Source organism: Thiohalocapsa marina (assembly GCF_008632335.1).
Taxonomy (GTDB): Bacteria; Pseudomonadota; Gammaproteobacteria; order Chromatiales; family Chromatiaceae; genus Thiohalocapsa; species Thiohalocapsa marina.
Genome location: NZ_VWXX01000001.1, coordinates 213,010 through 228,386, shown reverse-complemented (window position 1 = coordinate 228,386; position 15,377 = coordinate 213,010). Strand labels below are relative to the sequence as shown.

At 58.8% G+C, this 15,377-nt stretch carries 16 protein-coding genes and 1 pseudogene; 2 read left to right on the top strand and 15 right to left on the bottom strand.

The genetic code is table 11. The features are described 5' to 3' along the window. Nucleotides 1–365 precede the first annotated feature (365 nt). The 12 genes and pseudogenes from rffA to F2Q65_RS01035 all read right to left on the bottom strand — a co-directional run bounded on the left by rffA (nt 366) and on the right by F2Q65_RS01035 (nt 12,557). Nucleotides 366–1,523, bottom strand: a complete 1,158-nt coding sequence (gene rffA / locus F2Q65_RS01085; RefSeq protein ID WP_150089522.1) for a dTDP-4-amino-4,6-dideoxygalactose transaminase — start codon at nt 1,521–1,523, stop codon at nt 366–368. Beyond that, nucleotides 1,520–2,152, bottom strand: coding sequence for a class I SAM-dependent methyltransferase (locus F2Q65_RS01080; protein WP_150089521.1), 633 nt, complete (start codon nt 2,150–2,152; stop codon nt 1,520–1,522). Before F2Q65_RS01080 ends, rffA begins: the two co-directional genes overlap by 4 nt. Nucleotides 2,153–2,166: 14 nt before the next feature. Further along, nucleotides 2,167–2,562, bottom strand: a complete 396-nt coding sequence (locus tag F2Q65_RS01075) for a GtrA family protein (RefSeq protein ID WP_150089519.1) — start codon at nt 2,560–2,562, stop codon at nt 2,167–2,169. Then, nucleotides 2,559–3,347, bottom strand: a complete 789-nt coding sequence (locus F2Q65_RS01070) for a GNAT family N-acetyltransferase (protein ID WP_150089517.1) — start codon at nt 3,345–3,347, stop codon at nt 2,559–2,561. The genes F2Q65_RS01075 and F2Q65_RS01070 overlap by 4 nt, the downstream gene beginning before the upstream one ends. Continuing rightward, nucleotides 3,344–4,270, bottom strand: a complete 927-nt coding sequence (locus tag F2Q65_RS01065) for a glycosyltransferase family 2 protein (protein WP_150089515.1) — start codon at nt 4,268–4,270, stop codon at nt 3,344–3,346. Before F2Q65_RS01065 ends, F2Q65_RS01070 begins: the two co-directional genes overlap by 4 nt. 117 nt (nt 4,271–4,387) lie before the next feature. Then, the gene (locus F2Q65_RS20290) at nt 4,388–4,684 is read right to left on the bottom strand and encodes a DUF4351 domain-containing protein (protein ID WP_342782206.1); all 297 of its coding nucleotides are present in this window, start codon (nt 4,682–4,684) and stop codon (nt 4,388–4,390) included. Nucleotides 4,685–4,747: 63 nt separating this feature from the next. Continuing rightward, nucleotides 4,748–5,290: pseudogene (locus F2Q65_RS01060) on the bottom strand (DUF2887 domain-containing protein); the annotation flags it as partial. Nucleotides 5,291–5,503: 213 nt separating this feature from the next. Continuing rightward, a complete protein-coding gene (locus F2Q65_RS01055; RefSeq protein WP_281290966.1) occupies nt 5,504–6,238 on the bottom strand; it encodes a class I SAM-dependent methyltransferase in 735 nt (244 codons plus the stop codon). A gap of 158 nt (nt 6,239–6,396) precedes the next feature. Continuing rightward, nucleotides 6,397–7,149, bottom strand: coding sequence for a class I SAM-dependent methyltransferase (locus tag F2Q65_RS01050; RefSeq protein WP_150089511.1), 753 nt, complete (start codon nt 7,147–7,149; stop codon nt 6,397–6,399). A 109-nt stretch (nt 7,150–7,258) separates the two neighbouring features. Beyond that, on the bottom strand, nt 7,259–8,404 hold the full coding sequence (locus F2Q65_RS01045; protein WP_150089509.1) for a hypothetical protein: 1,146 nt from the start codon (nt 8,402–8,404) through the stop codon (nt 7,259–7,261). Between the two features lie 18 nt (nt 8,405–8,422). After that, nucleotides 8,423–11,782 (bottom strand): glycosyltransferase, encoded by a 3,360-nt coding sequence (locus F2Q65_RS01040; RefSeq protein ID WP_211353912.1) that lies wholly within the window; start codon nt 11,780–11,782, stop codon nt 8,423–8,425. Nucleotides 11,783–11,804: 22 nt separating this feature from the next. Beyond that, on the bottom strand, nt 11,805–12,557 hold the full coding sequence (locus tag F2Q65_RS01035; RefSeq protein ID WP_246155816.1) for an ABC transporter ATP-binding protein: 753 nt from the start codon (nt 12,555–12,557) through the stop codon (nt 11,805–11,807). A 252-nt stretch (nt 12,558–12,809) separates the two neighbouring features. Here F2Q65_RS01035 and F2Q65_RS01030 point away from each other — a divergent pair, with 252 nt between their 5' ends. Together F2Q65_RS01030 and F2Q65_RS01025 are read left to right on the top strand one after the other, a co-directional pair. After that, entirely contained in the window at nt 12,810–13,085 is a 276-nt protein-coding gene (locus tag F2Q65_RS01030) for an AbrB/MazE/SpoVT family DNA-binding domain-containing protein (protein WP_150089505.1), read from the top strand. Then, nucleotides 13,082–13,471, top strand: a complete 390-nt coding sequence (locus F2Q65_RS01025) for a type II toxin-antitoxin system VapC family toxin (protein ID WP_246155814.1) — start codon at nt 13,082–13,084, stop codon at nt 13,469–13,471. Before F2Q65_RS01030 ends, F2Q65_RS01025 begins: the two co-directional genes overlap by 4 nt. A gap of 2 nt (nt 13,472–13,473) precedes the next feature. Here the strand turns inward: F2Q65_RS01025 and F2Q65_RS01020 are convergent, their stop codons facing one another. Genes F2Q65_RS01020 through F2Q65_RS01010 form a run of 3 tightly spaced genes read right to left on the bottom strand, consistent with a single transcriptional unit; the run spans nt 13,474 to nt 15,187 of the window. Next, nucleotides 13,474–13,674 (bottom strand): hypothetical protein, encoded by a 201-nt coding sequence (locus tag F2Q65_RS01020; protein WP_150089503.1) that lies wholly within the window; start codon nt 13,672–13,674, stop codon nt 13,474–13,476. A gap of 8 nt (nt 13,675–13,682) precedes the next feature. Continuing rightward, the gene (locus F2Q65_RS01015; protein WP_246155812.1) at nt 13,683–14,441 is read right to left on the bottom strand and encodes an ABC transporter ATP-binding protein; all 759 of its coding nucleotides are present in this window, start codon (nt 14,439–14,441) and stop codon (nt 13,683–13,685) included. Continuing rightward, nucleotides 14,438–15,187, bottom strand: a complete 750-nt coding sequence (locus F2Q65_RS01010) for an ABC transporter permease (protein ID WP_170265431.1) — start codon at nt 15,185–15,187, stop codon at nt 14,438–14,440. The genes F2Q65_RS01015 and F2Q65_RS01010 overlap by 4 nt, the downstream gene beginning before the upstream one ends. Nucleotides 15,188–15,377: the final 190 nt, after the last annotated feature.

Sequence of the window (15,377 nt, the reverse complement as noted above, 5' to 3'; positions counted from 1 at the left end):
GCCGATATTTGACATGGATCGGGCGATCACCCGTTGGGTGAAAGGCACCCGGCCGGATATCGGCTGTGAAACAAGGTTTCCAGCTGGTGGCTGGCTGCTCTTTCTAGGTGGGTTGATCGGCGGTTCGGCTATCCCGCTTTTAGATGCGTCTTCGACCGCAGGCTCGGGATGCCGATGCGGCTAAGGTCTGACCAACATATCCCTGCGCGCTTTCGTTCATGGTTATTATCAAGGCCGGATAGCCCATGTAAGCGTGGCGGTAGAAACCACGAGTCTTCTCCGGCAAGCGCTGTATCAATCTCAAGGCGAAGATGGCCCTTGCGTTGAGTTCGTTGACGGGTTTATTGATCGCATGTAAGTAACTATCAGCATTGAACTATTCGAACGTATTGGTTCTTGGTCTTCAATGTTCTCAGCGATGCTTCGATCACCCGCTCTTGATGCTCTTCTAGCCCCAGCCACAAGGGCAGCCGCACCAACCGGTCGGCCAGATCCGTGGTCAGCGCCAGATCATCCGCTGCGCGCCCGATCCTCTGGCCCTGCGGCGCACTGTGCAGCGGCACATAGTGGAAGACGCAGTGGATGTCCTCGGCCTTCATGGCCTGGATAAAGGCGGTGCGGTCGTCCAGGTCGCGCAGCAGCAGATAGTACATGTGCGCGTTGTGATCGCAGCCGTCAGGGATCACCGGGCGGCGGACGCGGCCCGCCAACTCCAGCGGCTCGAAGGCGGCGTGGTAGCGCTGCCAGAGCGCAAGCCGACGCGCCGTGATGGCATCGGCCTCTTCCATCTGTGCGTGCAGAAACGCGGCGATGATCTCACCCGGCAGGTAGGACGAGCCGATATCCACCCAGGTGTACTTGTCCACCTGCCCGCGGAAGAACTGACTGCGGTTGGTGCCCTTCTCGCGGATGATCTCGGCGCGCTCGGCCAGGGCCGGGTCATTGATCAGCAGCGCCCCGCCCTCGCCGGAAATGATGTTCTTGGTCTCGTGGAAGCTGAAGGCGCCCAGATGCCCGATGGCGCCGAGCGGCCGGCCGCGATAACTGGCCATGATGCCCTGCGCCGCGTCCTCGATTACCAATAGCCCATGCCGCTCGGCGATCGCCATGATGGCATCCATGTCGCAGCCCACGCCGGCATAGTGCACTGGCGCGATCACGCGCGTGCGCGGCGTGATGGCCGCCTCGATCTTGCGCTCGTCCAGATTCAGCGTATCCGGGCGGATGTCGACGAACACCGGCACTGCACCGCGCAGCGCGAAGGCGTTGGCGGTGGAGACAAAGGTGTAGGACGGCATGATCACCTCCTCGCCCGGCCGCAGGTCGGCGAGGATGGCGGCCATCTCGAGTGCGGCGGTGCAGGAGTGAGTCAACAGGGCCTTTTGGCTGCCCGTTCGCCCTTCGAGCCAGGCTTGGCATCGCTTGGTGAAGCTGCCATCGCCGGCCATCTGACCCCTGGCATGGGCCTGGGCGATGTTCCAGAGTTCCTTGCCGCCGAGGTGGGGCTTGTTGAAGGGGATCATGCTGGATCACCCTTTGTAGCCACCATGATGGCGTGTGTATATGGAATCCTCAGCATGTCACACCGTATGTCGAGATCGACAGCTGTGAAAAATGGGGCGATCAGTGATTTGTAGTCTTCTGCCTCCCGCACATTTCTACCGCGATCCATAGAAATAAGGTAACGCGCTAGCGGGTTCTGTCCTTCGACAAAACAGCAATCGTAAGAACAAAACTGCCCACCGCGCTTCAATGCCTTGGAAGCAACTTCCGCAAGTTCGCGGACTTCTTTATCGCCCAAGTGATGTAAGACGCCGTTTGCCATGACGATATCGAAGACGCCAAACTCTTCAAGTTGCATGTCCAAGACGCAGGCACAGTGCCAATGCCCTCGTTCGTTATATCTTGATTTTGCCGCTTGGATGTAATCCTCGGACAAGTCATAGCCATGGTACTCAACACCAGTCGGCAAATACTCCAGAATCTCGGCGGTACCGCATCCGATGTCGAGGATCCTGACCCCATCCGATGGCTGGACATAAGCGGCAACGTAGAGGTGACGAAATTTTACTGCTCCGACCAGAGCCTGGAACCCGTCGTAAACAATAGGCCAGGAAAGAATCTTCCGAATACCGCTTGTAATTTGGGACATGGATTAGAGCCAGATCAAGAAGGAACTATCGGGTCTTTGGCGAAAACCCAGTAACGCTGCGTAAGAAAGACGACTGGAATAAACACTAATACCACGCCCGCTTGAACAAGCGCATGTGGGTAATATAAGTGATCAACCAGAAACATTAGTACTAGGATATTCGAAGAATAAAGTATTCCATAAAGAGAGAAATAACGTACCGCAGCGCCCCTCCAATTTCCACGGTGAGAAAAACTCCACCGTTTATTGAAGATAAAAGTCATCGACAGACCCAGTATATAGAGCAAGGTTACAGCCAGTTTTGGATCCGTGCCCAGCCAAACCACTAATAAATAAAGCAGGTAGAGCACAAAATTCGAAGTTAAACCGACAATGCCGAAACGTAAACCTTGCAAGCGCCAATTACTCATGCGGCCGCTCTTACCCAATGAAATGTCATCTCGGGTGGCATAAAACGAAAGCCAAGCTGCGCATAGAGGTTGAGCACTCGGATGTTACGGGCTGAGATCGTCGTGGTCACTGTGGCGTAGCCCTCGGCCTGGTGATGACGTAGCATCGCGCACCAGACGCGACGCCCATAGCCACATCCTTGCCATTGGGGCGCAATCGCTGTCAGATGCCAGTACATCGACTGGCTTGCAGTGGCCTCAACAATAAATAGCCCGATGAGTCGCTCGCCATCCAACACCTTGAGCAGACACTGCGTTGCATGGCTCAGACTAGTGCATACCCAGCGCCCATAGCGCTGATTACCCAACGCAGGATCAAGTCGAGGGTCGATATGATAACGTTCGCTGCTAAAAGCAGTTTCGGCAATATGACGCAGGTTTTCGAGATCAGCTTCGATCGCAGGAAGAATTTGGAGGTCATCTTCCTTAATTGTCTGTTTTTGTAGATGATCAAGCCGCGGGTGCAGGACCATCTCGATGAAGCGAAAGCCGTTCGCCTCCAGAAGCATCGACTCACGCAGCCGGTCTTGCGCGAGTCGGCAACTGACGATCCCAAGCCGTTCACGCTCGACCCAGGATTTATAATCCTGATAGTCGGTCATCGCCTGTCTTGGCTCAAGCACTTGCAACTCTTGGATTCGTACCACCGGCGTTCGAAAAATGGCGCTGTCCCAAGGTTCCTCCCTAGCCATGAGCCGCAATCCTGAGGTCGCCAAGCAATATTCAAGACGCTTGTGCTGAGTCATGCACCTTGCTCCGTCGTTTCCTCGCGAACCACATACGTCGGCCGCTCCATGGTTCGGAAATGCATTCGCGCCAGATACTCCCCAATGATTCCCAATGCCATCAACTGTGCGCCGGAGAAGATCGCAATGATAGAAGCCAGAAAAGCAAAACCTGGAACAGCACTACCTTGCAGCAGCCATCGAATCAACACATAGGCCAGAATCGCTAACCCGAAGAGCGCAAAGCTGAAGCCCATCAGGCTGGCAAGCTGTAATGGCCGAGTGGAGAACCCCGTCATCATGTTCAGCGCATGGCGTACCAGCTTACGTGGCGTGTAGCCAGACTCGCCGTATTTTCGCGTCTCGTGCCGCACGCGCACTGCGAAGAAACGCGTCGTCGCCCAGGTGAGCAACACATCGATGTTTACCGTCGGACTACGATAATCGGTAAAGGCGTCGCGCAGGCGCGTCCGAAACGCCCGCAAGGCACTCACCTGCCGAGCATTCGCCGCCCCCATCGCGCCTTCCAGCGCCAGCTTGGTGATCTGCGAGGCCAGGTCCCGCAGCAGACCGTGCTGCTCCTTCTCCGGCGGCCCATAGACCACATCGAAGCCTTCATTCAGCTTGGCCAGGAGTTTCGGAATCTCTTCGGGCGGATGCTGCAGGTCGTCATCGAGGGTGACGATGGTCTCGCCACGGGCCTCGCGAATGCCGCAGAGTAGCGCATTGTGCTGTCCGTAGTTGCGGCTCATGCGATACCCACGCACCCGCTGATCGACCGCAGCGAGCTGCTGTATGACCGGCCAGGAGGCATCCCCGCCACAGTCCTCGACGAAAATGATCTCAAGATCCTGATCACCATCGCCAAAGACGGCGGTGATGCGTCGATGCAGCTCCGGCAGGCTCTCGGCCGAGCGGTAGACTGGAACCACGAAGGAAATCATTGACGAAAGACTCCAAGCACCAAGGCGCCCCATGGAAACCGCAGCCAGTGCCCCAAGGGGGTCTCGGCGACAAAGAGTGCGGTCAGCGGCAGATTGATCGCCGTTGTCGCCAAACGGCTACTCCTCGCTCGGCGCGGCACCCAGTAGGTCCTCGACACCGGTCGCATCGAAGATGGCATCGAGCCAGGCGTCCACTTGCGCCTCGGCTGCCGTGTCGATGCGCTTCTCGGCCCAGGCCGGCAGGATGGCGAAGCGGCGCTTCAGCAGGCGCTTGAGGGTGATGGCCTTGCCCTCGGTCTTGCCCTCGGCTTTGCCCTCGGCCTTGCCCTCGGCCTTGCCTTCGATCCTGCCCTTCGCCTCACCCTCGATAAAGATCGACTGATACGCCTTCGTCTCTTCCAGCGGTGTGAGCATGTTCAGCATGGCCCAGATCTCCTTCGCGCTCAGAGCGCGAAACCGTTCGAAAAACCAAAACTCCAGAATCTCTGACAGCGTCTTGCGGATGCTTGGCTCCAGCGCGGCCGTCTGCACCGTCTGCCAGAGCACCGGTGCCTGTGCGGCCAGCTCGCGCTCGTCGTCGATCAGCAGCGGGGCGAAGACGGCGATGTAGGGATTGTCCGGCTCGCGCGCGAGCCACTCGGGCAGGAACGTATCCAGGCCGATGCCGCGCACGGGCGAATCCGCGCCGCCGAGCCAGCTCGGATTCGCCGGCGCATGGCTGGCCCGCAGAAACACGCCCATACCAATGACGTCGCGCTGCGGGTGCTGCTCGCCGTAGAGACCGATCTTGGTGAGTAGGTTATACCAGGCCGTGGGCACGGCCTGACCCTGGAACTCGATGATGTAGACCGGTCCGTCGTGCCCCTCGGGCTACAGAATGCCGTCGATGCGTCGCTCCACGGCCTTAAGCGTCAGCGAGCTGAAGCGGTAGTCGCCCGGCAGGTCCTGACCACCGCTCAACACCCGAAAGGCCTCGGCGCCGGTGGAGAGGAACAGATAGATCGGGTGATCGGTCTTCATCGCCGTTGCCTCGCTGCGCCCAGCCCGGACGTTGCCGGACTGTCGCCGTCATTTAGACAGATACTCGGCATCCTAGCATGCACGCAGCGCCAGAAGCCGCCGATTCGGCACGAGGGCGGGCCTCCTACGGATGTTCGCCGCACACTACGAGCCGCTCTCGCTCAGAACATCCGTCGGACACCTCGTAGCCTTCCTCCAGCTTCGCAAAAGCAATCATCTGCGAAAGACTCCAAGCACCGAGGTGCCCCAGGGAAACCGCAGCCAGTGGCCCAAGGGTGTCTCGGCCGCGAAGATGGCGGTCAAGGGCAGATTGAGCGGCGCGGGCGGCACCTGGTGGGTCTTGTGCATCAATGCCATCTTCTCGTCTTCGGTCATGCCCTCGATCCCTTTGCCCTGCCGCGCCAGCCAGTAGAGCGGGCTGAGCAGGAACATGAAGTAGCGTGCGTCCAGCAGTTGCAGGCCGGCTTGCTCGCCAAGGCGAGCGAAATCGGCGCGGCTGTAGCGGCGCAGGTGGTGGGCGAGCTCATCGTTGTAGCTCCAGAACTGCTGCAAGGCCGGGGTGGTGACGAACAGTAGCCCGCCGGGCTTGAGCGCGGCACGTGCCTGGCGCAGGGCCTCCCGGTCGTCCGGCAGGTGCTCGATGACGTCGAGCAGGAAGGCGACATCCCAGTGATCGCGCCAGCCCAGGTTCATCAGATCGATCTGATAACGCTCCACGCCTGCGGGCAGCATGGGGCCGGCCATGCGCAACGCCGTGCGCGAGGAATCGGCCAGGGCGAGCGGTTGATACTGCCCTGGGCGACGGTCGGCGAGGTAGCGCACCCATCCGCCTACTCCTCCCCCGAGGTCCACGGCAGACAGCGTGCCAACATCCGCAAGGCGATACCGGTCGAGGGCATGAAGTAGAAAGCGATGCCGGCCGCGATACCAGAAGTGGCGCTCCTGCATGGCCCAGAGAGTAGCGAAGCCGTCTTCGGGATACTCGACGTCACGGTGGCGGACAGAGCTGTTTACTCGCTGGATACCCGCGTCTTGTTTTAAGTCATGCATACTTTAGATTTTGATTCGTGATCTAAAATCTTTTACGTATCGAGTCCATTAAAGAGTTATTTGTCAAGTTTCGGTTGATAATACGGACGGTGATGAAACAACTCGGGGTGATCCCGATACAAGCTTTTTAGGCATTCGATGGGTTGCGAATGCTTGAGGGTTCGCTGCGGGATGTGCTGAATATAGAGTTTGACATAGCGCGTCAGTGTCGCTGGCTTTTTCGCGAGTATGGGTCGAAAGGGCTTGCCCCAATTAATACCAAGTACTGGTTTGTCCTCATCGAACGTTTCTATATCGACGAAGCCGGCGGTATGTAAATCCCGCATTAAACGTTCTCGATTAAATTGCTTAATCTCTAATGTTGAGCCAGGTCCTCCGTGAAATCGAGGCTTATAATCTGTGGCTTTATGGTCATGTTCAAACACCAGTTCTGCAACCCACTGACCTAGAGTGTCTTTCTTCGACTTGTAACGCACGAGGCCCGGATAATGCTCCAAGCTGTTCTCGTGATTAATGTAAGGAACAGTCAAAAGCAAAAATCCATGAGGTCTTAGCAGTCGATATGCCCCGTCATAGGCTGCCTGTGATGGACCAATAACGTGCTCGAAAACCTCGGATGCAATTACTAAATCTGCTGGTTCAATCCAGTGCGGGTATGGGCCCCGAATGTCTAGTAATGGTTCCTTGTGGTAGAAGGTGCTGGTATAGTCAAATGTCTCTTTGAGACGCACTGAGTAGACTGGTTCGTCAGACAAGCCAAGAATGCGAAGCTCTTTTCGTTGGATTTGTTCGCATATGGCGTTGATCACGCTCCCGGCCTAACACTGGTGAAACCGCTACGCATGTTCCACCCTCCTTTACAAGACTGTCCGAGCTTTTGATCAAGGCCTTCATGATCCCGGTCAGCGCTCTAGCATATCAGTGACTCTGAAGATTCTTTTGTTTTATCACTTCCCATCGCTCACGGACTTCAGGGGGGAACGCAAGTGCATAGTCGTCGTCAGCCTGGGAGAGGTCAAAGCAGATTTTTTCCAGTGTGTTTGCAGCTCTGGTTGGCAGGGAGTCCGAAATGGCACGAGATAACGTCAAGGGCTCGAGATTCGATGGTGGATAAGATCCTGTTAACTCAGTATCGAGGTCTTTTGAATGAAGGGCGGAACCCAATTGGGGATATTCGTCAATTAGCTTTCTATTCATTGACTGAAAACGCGTCATAAACTCCGCACTTTCGGCAGCGCTTAAACGGGCTGGGGGCCCCGGAAATCGATTCGCAACCAGATTTAGTACCGTCCTCCAGTGTGATAGTAACGCCGTATCGTTTCGTTTTGATGCTAGGGCGCCAATGAGGATGAGGGAGCGAAATGCCGCATTTGGCAGCGAGAGGTTTTGCCGAGCAGCTTGTGATATTACTGGTAAAGAGGTTAGCCTAAGAGTGTGTCTAAAATCGGCTAGTACATCGAAGTCTGGCGAATCGATGAAAGGTCGAAGGACGAACTCGCTCTTTGGGAAAGCGGATTGGATGTTTTCAACAATTTTCGCGTAGTTAAACCTGTAGGGAAGGACGTGGAATGTGTGAATTGGATCCTTTAGGTTGTGAACATGAAAGAGCGAGTTCTTCAACGCTTCGCTCTTCATGCTCATGTAAAGACGATCTTGCCGGCGCAAGTATAAGACAATCTTCGTTATAGTACCGATGTTCCTGAGCAGCGCATGCAGGCGCTCTAGTATTTCGAGCGTGCACAAATGAACGTTGATGTGTTCGTCGCTGATTATAATTTTATTAGAGGTGCTTGTTGCAACCTCATTAGTCAGCCGCTTGAGGACCCTTTCGCGATGGCGTTCAAGTTGGGCATCCGACGCGATACCTAATGCTTTCAGTAACGATGCATTGGGGGAGAAATCTAAACAGCACGCAGTCAATTGAATGTGTGGACCAGAGCCTAGGGAGCTTGGGTAAAGCCAGCCGGATTCTTCCAGAGCGGGGCGTACAGCCGACAGGTACTCCTGGATCGAGGTGGTTCCTGTTTTTTCAGTTCCTACGTGCAGGATGATTTGCTTGGCCATGAATAGATGGGGTCTTGGCTATTTGTCGCGATAGACATGCTGCGTCCAGCCTTCACCCCATTTCGCCTCGTAGCGGGCGCGATTGTCATCGAAGAGGCGTTTGCGAGCCTCGTCGGGTAGGGTCCCAAAGCTTGCGGACAGGTGATGGTGTATGAAGACATCCTCGGCAATGGCGACGCCATAGCCGGCTTCGCGCACGCGGCGGCAGTAGTCGTCGTCTTCAAAGAAGCCCAGCTCAAACTGCTCGTCGAGCAGGCCGACCTCTTCGAGCAGGGAGCGGCGCCAGGCCACACAGAAGAAGGCGACAACATCGTTGGGGATGAGGTGCCTCGCATGTGCGGCGGTGTAGGCGCGGGCGGCAACGGCCATCTCGCTCATGTTGCTGTAGTGGATGTCGATCTTGGCCTCGTTGCCGATGTTGTTGGTCACCGGACCCACAAGCCCGAGCTTCGGGTCCTTGGCTAGATGCCGGATTAGTCCGTAGAGCCAGCCCTGAGTGACATAGGTGTCGTTGTTGAGCAAGACGACATAATCGCCCTTGGCGACGCGCAGGCCGCAATTGTTGCCGCCGGCGAAGCCCAGGTTGTCATCGTTCAGGATCAAGCGAACGTGGGACCGGCCGCCTGCGTAGTCCTGCAAGAATGCCGGCGTGCCGTCGGTGGAGGCATTATCGACGATGATGAGCTCCCAATCCGGGTAATCGGTGAATTGCTCCAGGCTTTCCAGGCAGGCCTTGGTGTAGTCCAGGTTATTGTAGGTCAGCACGATGACGCTAGCCTTTGGCAACTGTGCGCTCATCACGGTTTCGAACTGGCGCGCCCGTCCGAGCCAGTCCTGATCCGTTGCCCATGCCTGGCGGTTGGTGCGCAGGATGGCGTCGTCGTGCTCGTCCATGGCCGTTGCCAGGGCGGTGATGAACGCCTCGTGCGAGTCGGTCACGTGCACCAGGTCGGTCAAAGGTCGTAGCTCGGGCAGATTGGTGGCGACCACCGGCTTGCGGGCGCTGAGGTACTCGTAGGCCTTCACCGGGTTGGTCGCCTGGATCAGCTCGGTAAGCTGGAACGGAATGATGCAGACATCGAAGGCGGCGACCCGTGCGGGAATGCTGTCGTAGGGTTGCTCGCCCAGCAGCTGTACGTTCGGGCGCTTTTCGAGTGGGCGCGTATCGCAGCCATGGGTCGCGCCAACCAGCACGAAGTCCCAGTCCGGATAGGCATCGGCCGCGGCGGCCACTAGGGCGGTGTCGAACCATTCCGCGATGGCGCCAACGTAGCCCACGACCGGACGCGAGCCAGGGCTGGTGTTGTTCGCCGCCGCGGCCTCCTTAAACCGCTGCACCTCGGCGCCATTGCGGATGAGCACGTTGGTCGGCGCCTTGTGGGCGATGCGTTTGGAAAGCCAGTCGGAGGTGGTTATCACCGCATCGGCGAGTTGGAACAATCGATCCTCTTCCCGTTGCATCTGTGCCGTATGCGTCGAAAATCCAGCATGATAGTCCATGCAGTCGTAGATGACAGGACCGCCGGGGATGGCGGCGGCCAGTGGTCCCCAGAACGGCAAGTGAACGACGGAGACCGGGCAGTGCAGCATCCACTCTGCCTGCAGTCGCTGCAGTGATGACAGCATCGCGTCCCGAACGGCCTCGTCCATGGGCCGGTCGTAAATCGAGACGGCGGCACCGCGATGGGTCAGGCGGCAGAGATACACGTTTGTCGCGGGATTCTCCAGTATCTCGTAGCCAGCCTGTTCGGTCTCGGGCAGCGGGGTGGTTGTGAAGTAGAACACCCGATGTCCGAGCTCGCCGAGGCAGCGGGCGATGTGCTGCGGGCGCTGGATGCGGAAATGCCAGTCGATGATCGGGAAGATCAGCACGTCTGGCTTGCCTTCCGCGGCATGTGGAAGACGCGGAGTGAGAGGTGTGGCTGAGGCGGATGCAGAAGACCGCGGCGTCTGGACCGGCACTGAGCCAAGGTTGGCGCCAACAGGAGGTCTCAGCTGGATCTTCCAGACGCGACCCCAGGCGCCGCCGTCTTGTCGCCAGCGTCGGAACTCGGCCAGGACGGCCTCGATATGGTCGGTGGCCAAGGCCGGCTTGGAGCGTCGCATCAGGCGCTCCACCGAGCGCACGGCGGAGTCGCCCAAGCGCCAGCGCCAAGACCCCATGGCGGCGCGGAAGCTGCTGTCGATGCCGTCGAGCCACCTGCCGAGCAGCATGGTCTCCTGGGCGAGTTGTTCGGCCAGGGCGGTTTTGCTGGCGTTGTCGGCAAGTGTGTGGTCGACCTGCTGAGCCAAGGCCTCAGAGCGCCGTTGGACGGTGGTCAGGTCGGTGCCGAGCGCGGCGATCTGAGTGTCCTTGGCGTCGATCTCGACCAGGCTAGCATCAAGGCGCTCTTGAAGCTCACCGGCGCGCCGTTGGACGGTGGTCAGGTCGGTGCCGAGCGCGGCGATCTCGCGGTCCTGCGAGGCCACCTGCTCGGCCGCTTGCACACTTCGCTCGAGCTCTGCGTGCGCATCGACCAGATCCGCCTGCAGGCGCTGAAGACTGGCATGGACTTGCTCAGCATTGACACGCTGGGAGCGAATCAGCGCCAGCGTTTCGACAGCCCCGGCGCTGGGCTGAGGCACCTCGGTCCAGCTCAACGCAGATCCGTCGGCCATGGCCAGCGCCAAACGCTGCTGAGCGAGGTTCAGATAGCCATCCATGGATTCGACCGTGGTCTCATGATGTCGCAGTCCGTTGTCGAGGAAGGCGGCGACCTCGCGCTCCGATGGCAGCCGCAAGCCGCCGACCTCCGCCTCGCGGAGGAACTCGTAAAGCTCGCCGACCGTCTCCATGGGCCGTTCTAGCAAATGCGCGTAGGACAGCACCCTGCGGGGCAGCCCTGCCGAGCCTTGTAACGCCGAAAGCGTGTATTGTTCCCAGAGGGCGATGCCGTGCGTTAGCGAAAATCCGTTGCGCGCCGAAAGGGACTGCGCCACCTCGATCGGTGAGCGATGCATCAAGATGCAGACCGGAACCTCCAGATGGCGACGCCAGACCGGCAGCGTCAGGCACAGCCGCGGATCCTTCAACACCCAAGGCCGATGGGTGTCGAGCTGAAATAGCACCTGCTGCAGCCGGTCGAGAAGGGGCTCTGGCCAGAGCCGATCGAAGTCCTGCGGCGACAGATGAGCAATATCGTCCCAACGGCAGTCAAGTTCCCGGAGCAGGTCATCATTTAGACCCGAGACATCGGTGCGCTCCCAGAATCCTTTCGGATTATCGGCCGCGGGACCGCCGACGAGATGCGCCGGCCCCAGGCTTGCACCCATCATGTTGATGATCCGGGTGAGCGCCGAGGTGCCGGATCGGTGCATGCCCAGGACGAAAATCTGCATCAGGACTCCTTGCTCGTAACCCTCATAGCGCGCGGATGGCGTGCTCATGGCGTTGTTGGCGTCGACTCACTTCCTCATGGTAGGCCTGGGTCACCTCGTCAACGTTGCCTACGGCGCGCGTGACGCCCTCTTCGATCCAGATCGCCCGGTCGCAAAGCTCGCGTATCATACCGGGTACGTGTGAGACAAGCACAATGGTCTTGTCCGAGCGAATCCGCTCACGCATGGCCTGTGTGGATTTTTCCTTGAACTCGGCATCGCCCACGCCCAGCGTTTCGTCGATCAGCAGGATATCGGGCTGCACCTGATAGGCCACGGCGAAGCCTAGTCGTGCCCGCATCCCTGATGAGTACGCGCTAAGTGGTTGATCGATAAAAGTACCAAGCTCCGAGAAGTCGATGATCGCCTCCATGCGCGCCTCGACTTCGGCGCGTCGCAAGCCCAGCAGGATACCGCTGAGCACGGCGTTCTGCCGTCCCGTGAGGTAAGGCACGAAGCCGGTCTGCAGGGTGAGCAGAGAGATGCTCTGCGCCCGGTTGATGAACTGTCCCCGATCGTGCCGGATGATGCCCGCGAGCACGCGCAGCAAGGTACTTTTGCCTGCCGCATTGCGCCCAATCACCCCCAGGGTCTCGCCGCGATGCAGATCGAAGCTGATGTCTTTCAGCACCCAGAACGGCGCTCGACGGCGCAGCGCGAGGCCGCCCTGGCGAAAGGCAAGCCCCATGTGCTTAAGTGGACGAAGGGTCAACGAACGAAGGGTCTTGCGATCCAACACCGTTAAACTGAAATCGCCGCGTTCCCACGCGCGCCGCGTGGAACCTTGGGTTCACCAGATTCAGTTAAGCCAGCACCAGCCCTGAGGGACCAAGCGGCGCTTGCATCCGGCGTGATCAGCTGGCCGTGCTGGTCGGCGAGCCGGGTCAGAGGATTTACGACGCCCTGAACAAGGATCTCCTCTGTCACCAGATCTGGCATTTAACTTATACTGTGGCAATTTGATGGTTTTATGGCAAAGGAGGCCTTTATGGCCACTCCAGGAAACGAGATCCAGATAGGGCCGCAGGGGCGCCTGGTGGTGCCGGCTGCGTTGCGTCGCAAGCTCGGGCTCCATCCCGGCGAACGGCTCCTGATCCGGGTGAAAGACGGCGCACTGATTCTGGAACCACGCCAAGTGGTCGAGCGGCGTCTGCGGGAGCGATTTCGCAAAGTCGATCCACACGTCAGCCTGGTGGATGCCTTGATAACGGAGCGCCGCGCGGAGGCCGCTCGAGAAGAGATCCCGGGAGAGGGAGCGGGGTGACTGCATCAGTCTACGTGGTCGATGCATCCGCCTTGTTGGCCTATCTGCACGATGAACCTGGCGGCTCGCGAGTGGGCGACTGTCTTGACGGTGCGCTGATGTCCAGCGTCAATCTCTGCGAGGTTCTTCAGAAGGCTAAGCAGTTTGGGGCGGATACAACGGGCCTTGATGAGGATCTGACTGAGCTTGGCATCCGGATTGAGCCATTCAGCACGCAGCAGGCCTTGATCGCCGCTGACCTCTGGCAAACCACCCGAGCCTGCGGACTATCGCTGGCCGATCGCGCATGCCTGGCGCTCGCCACTGAGCATGAAGCGCCGGTACTCACGGCCGACCGGGCATGGGGAGCGCTCGAGTTGCCGGTCATAGTCGAGGTCATTCGCTGACTTCACAGACTGGCGTCATCGTCACCGATGAGCTGATCGACCATTTGCGTGATGTCGAAGGGCTCTGACCGGGCGTTGCTTGAAGTGATCGGCGAGCCGCACGGCAGGAGTGTCACCGACAGCAGATCCTCGGTGCTTAAGGATGACGCGGTGCTCTGCGTCGCTTGGCGCAGGCGTTCGCGCCAACGGTGGAAGATGCGCACGGCGATCCTCATAGCGCGCGGATGGCGTGCTCGTGGCGTTGTTGGCGCCGACTCACCTCCTCATGGTAGGCCTGGGTGACCTCGTCGACGTCGCCTACGGCGCGCGTGACGCCCTCCTCGATCCAGACTGCGCGATCGCAGAGTTCGCGTATTGTACCGGGAACGTGTGAGACAAGCACAATGGTCTTGTCCGAGCGAATCCGCTCGTGCATGGCCTGTGCGGATTTTTCTTTGAACTCGGCATCGCCTACGCCCAGCGTTTCGTCGATCAGCAGGATATCGGGCTGCACCTGATAGGCCACGGCGAAGCCCAGTCGTGCCCGCATTCCTGATGAGTACGCGCTAAGTGGTTGATCGATAAAAGCACCAAGCTCCGAGAAGTCGATGATCGCCTCCATGCGCGCCTCGACCTCGGCGCGTCGCAAGCCAAGCAGGATGCCGCTGAGCACGGCGTTCTGCCGCCCCGTGAGGTAGGGCACGAAGCCGGTCTGCAGGGTGAGCAGAGAGATGCTCTGCGCCCGGTTGATGAAGCGCCCTCGGTCGTGCCGGATGATGCCCGCAAGCACGCGCAGCAAGGTACTTTTGCCTGCCGCATTGCGCCCAATCACCCCCAGGGTCTCGCCGCGATACAGATCGAAGCTGATGTCTTTCAGCACCCAGAACGGGGGCCGAGGACGCAGTGCGAGCCCGCCCTGGTGAAAGGCAAGCCCCACGTGCTCAAGCGATAACAACGGTTCTTGACTGGGAAAGCTCATGTCATGGCTCATCGTATCGCGCGGGGATACTCGCGGTCGCGGCCGTGCACGAAGCTTATCGCCACCGCGAGCAATACCGTCGACCCCAGCGCGATCAGTCCCAGTCGACCCCAGTGGGGCCAGGTCCCGTGCAGCAGCACGCCGCGATAGTCCTCTATCAGCCCCGCCATCGGATTGAGATAGAACCACCCCTGGTACTGGGCTGGGAGGTCCTTGACCGAGTAGAAGATACCAGAGCAAAAGAACTGCAGATGCAGCAGGTGGTCGACCAAGAAGCGCAGGTCAGGCACAAAAGGCACCAGACCGGCCAGACAAAACGCCAGACCCGCGATGAGTAGCAGTTGCACGACGAGGAGGACCGGTAATGCCAGATAGCTCGCATTGACTGGATAGCCGGAGATCCAGAGAAAGACCAACAGCAGCACAAGCACCAACGCGAATTTGGTCAGGTCCGTCAGCAGCGTCACGGTCGGGAACACGAGCTTCGGCACGTGGACCTGATTCATCAGTCCTTTGCCGTTGAGGATCGAGCCACCCGCGTGGGCCACCGATTGCCGGTACCAATTCCAGATGACGAGGCCGCTGAGCAAAAAGGCGACAAAGCCCTCTCCGCCGCGCTGGAACAGCAGGCCAAACACCAGATAAAACACCAGCATGCTGAGGATCGGGTCGATGACCCACCACAGGTAGTTGATGTAGGTCTTGGCTGCCTCGGCACGCAGGTCGGCGTAGGTCTTGTAGAGAATGAGATCGATCACCTGATGGTCGATCGGACGATTTGTACTGAAAAAAGAGGATATCATCCAAGTAGTTTTGAGGATGCAAAGAGCAGTAAGAGGAGATACCTTTGGTGAGGCCAATTTATCGGCCATCCCAGCTAAAGTCAGCGCGGGGCCTCCTGCCCCCTGCCAGACAATGCTAAATCGATCAGTATTCTCCTAAACCCTG

Excerpts from the sequence above, each read along its gene's own strand:
- rffA (WP_150089522.1), bottom strand. The coding sequence starts at position 1,523 with ATGATCCCCTTCAACAAGCCCCACCTCGGCGGCAAGGAACTCTGGAAC.
- F2Q65_RS01080 (WP_150089521.1), bottom strand. The coding sequence starts at position 2,152 with ATGTCCCAAATTACAAGCGGTATTCGGAAGATTCTTTCCTGGCCTATT.
- F2Q65_RS01075 (WP_150089519.1), bottom strand. The coding sequence starts at position 2,562 with ATGAGTAATTGGCGCTTGCAAGGTTTACGTTTCGGCATTGTCGGTTTA.
- F2Q65_RS01070 (WP_150089517.1), bottom strand. The coding sequence starts at position 3,347 with ATGACTCAGCACAAGCGTCTTGAATATTGCTTGGCGACCTCAGGATTG.
- F2Q65_RS01065 (WP_150089515.1), bottom strand. The coding sequence starts at position 4,270 with ATGATTTCCTTCGTGGTTCCAGTCTACCGCTCGGCCGAGAGCCTGCCG.
- F2Q65_RS20290 (WP_342782206.1), bottom strand. The coding sequence starts at position 4,684 with ATGCTCACACCGCTGGAAGAGACGAAGGCGTATCAGTCGATCTTTATC.
- F2Q65_RS01055 (WP_281290966.1), bottom strand. The coding sequence starts at position 6,238 with ATGCAGGAGCGCCACTTCTGGTATCGCGGCCGGCATCGCTTTCTACTT.
- F2Q65_RS01045 (WP_150089509.1), bottom strand. The coding sequence starts at position 8,404 with ATGGCCAAGCAAATCATCCTGCACGTAGGAACTGAAAAAACAGGAACC.
- F2Q65_RS01040 (WP_211353912.1), bottom strand. The coding sequence starts at position 11,782 with ATGCAGATTTTCGTCCTGGGCATGCACCGATCCGGCACCTCGGCGCTC.
- F2Q65_RS01030 (WP_150089505.1), top strand. The coding sequence starts at position 12,810 with ATGGCCACTCCAGGAAACGAGATCCAGATAGGGCCGCAGGGGCGCCTG.
- F2Q65_RS01015 (WP_246155812.1), bottom strand. The coding sequence starts at position 14,441 with ATGAGCCATGACATGAGCTTTCCCAGTCAAGAACCGTTGTTATCGCTT.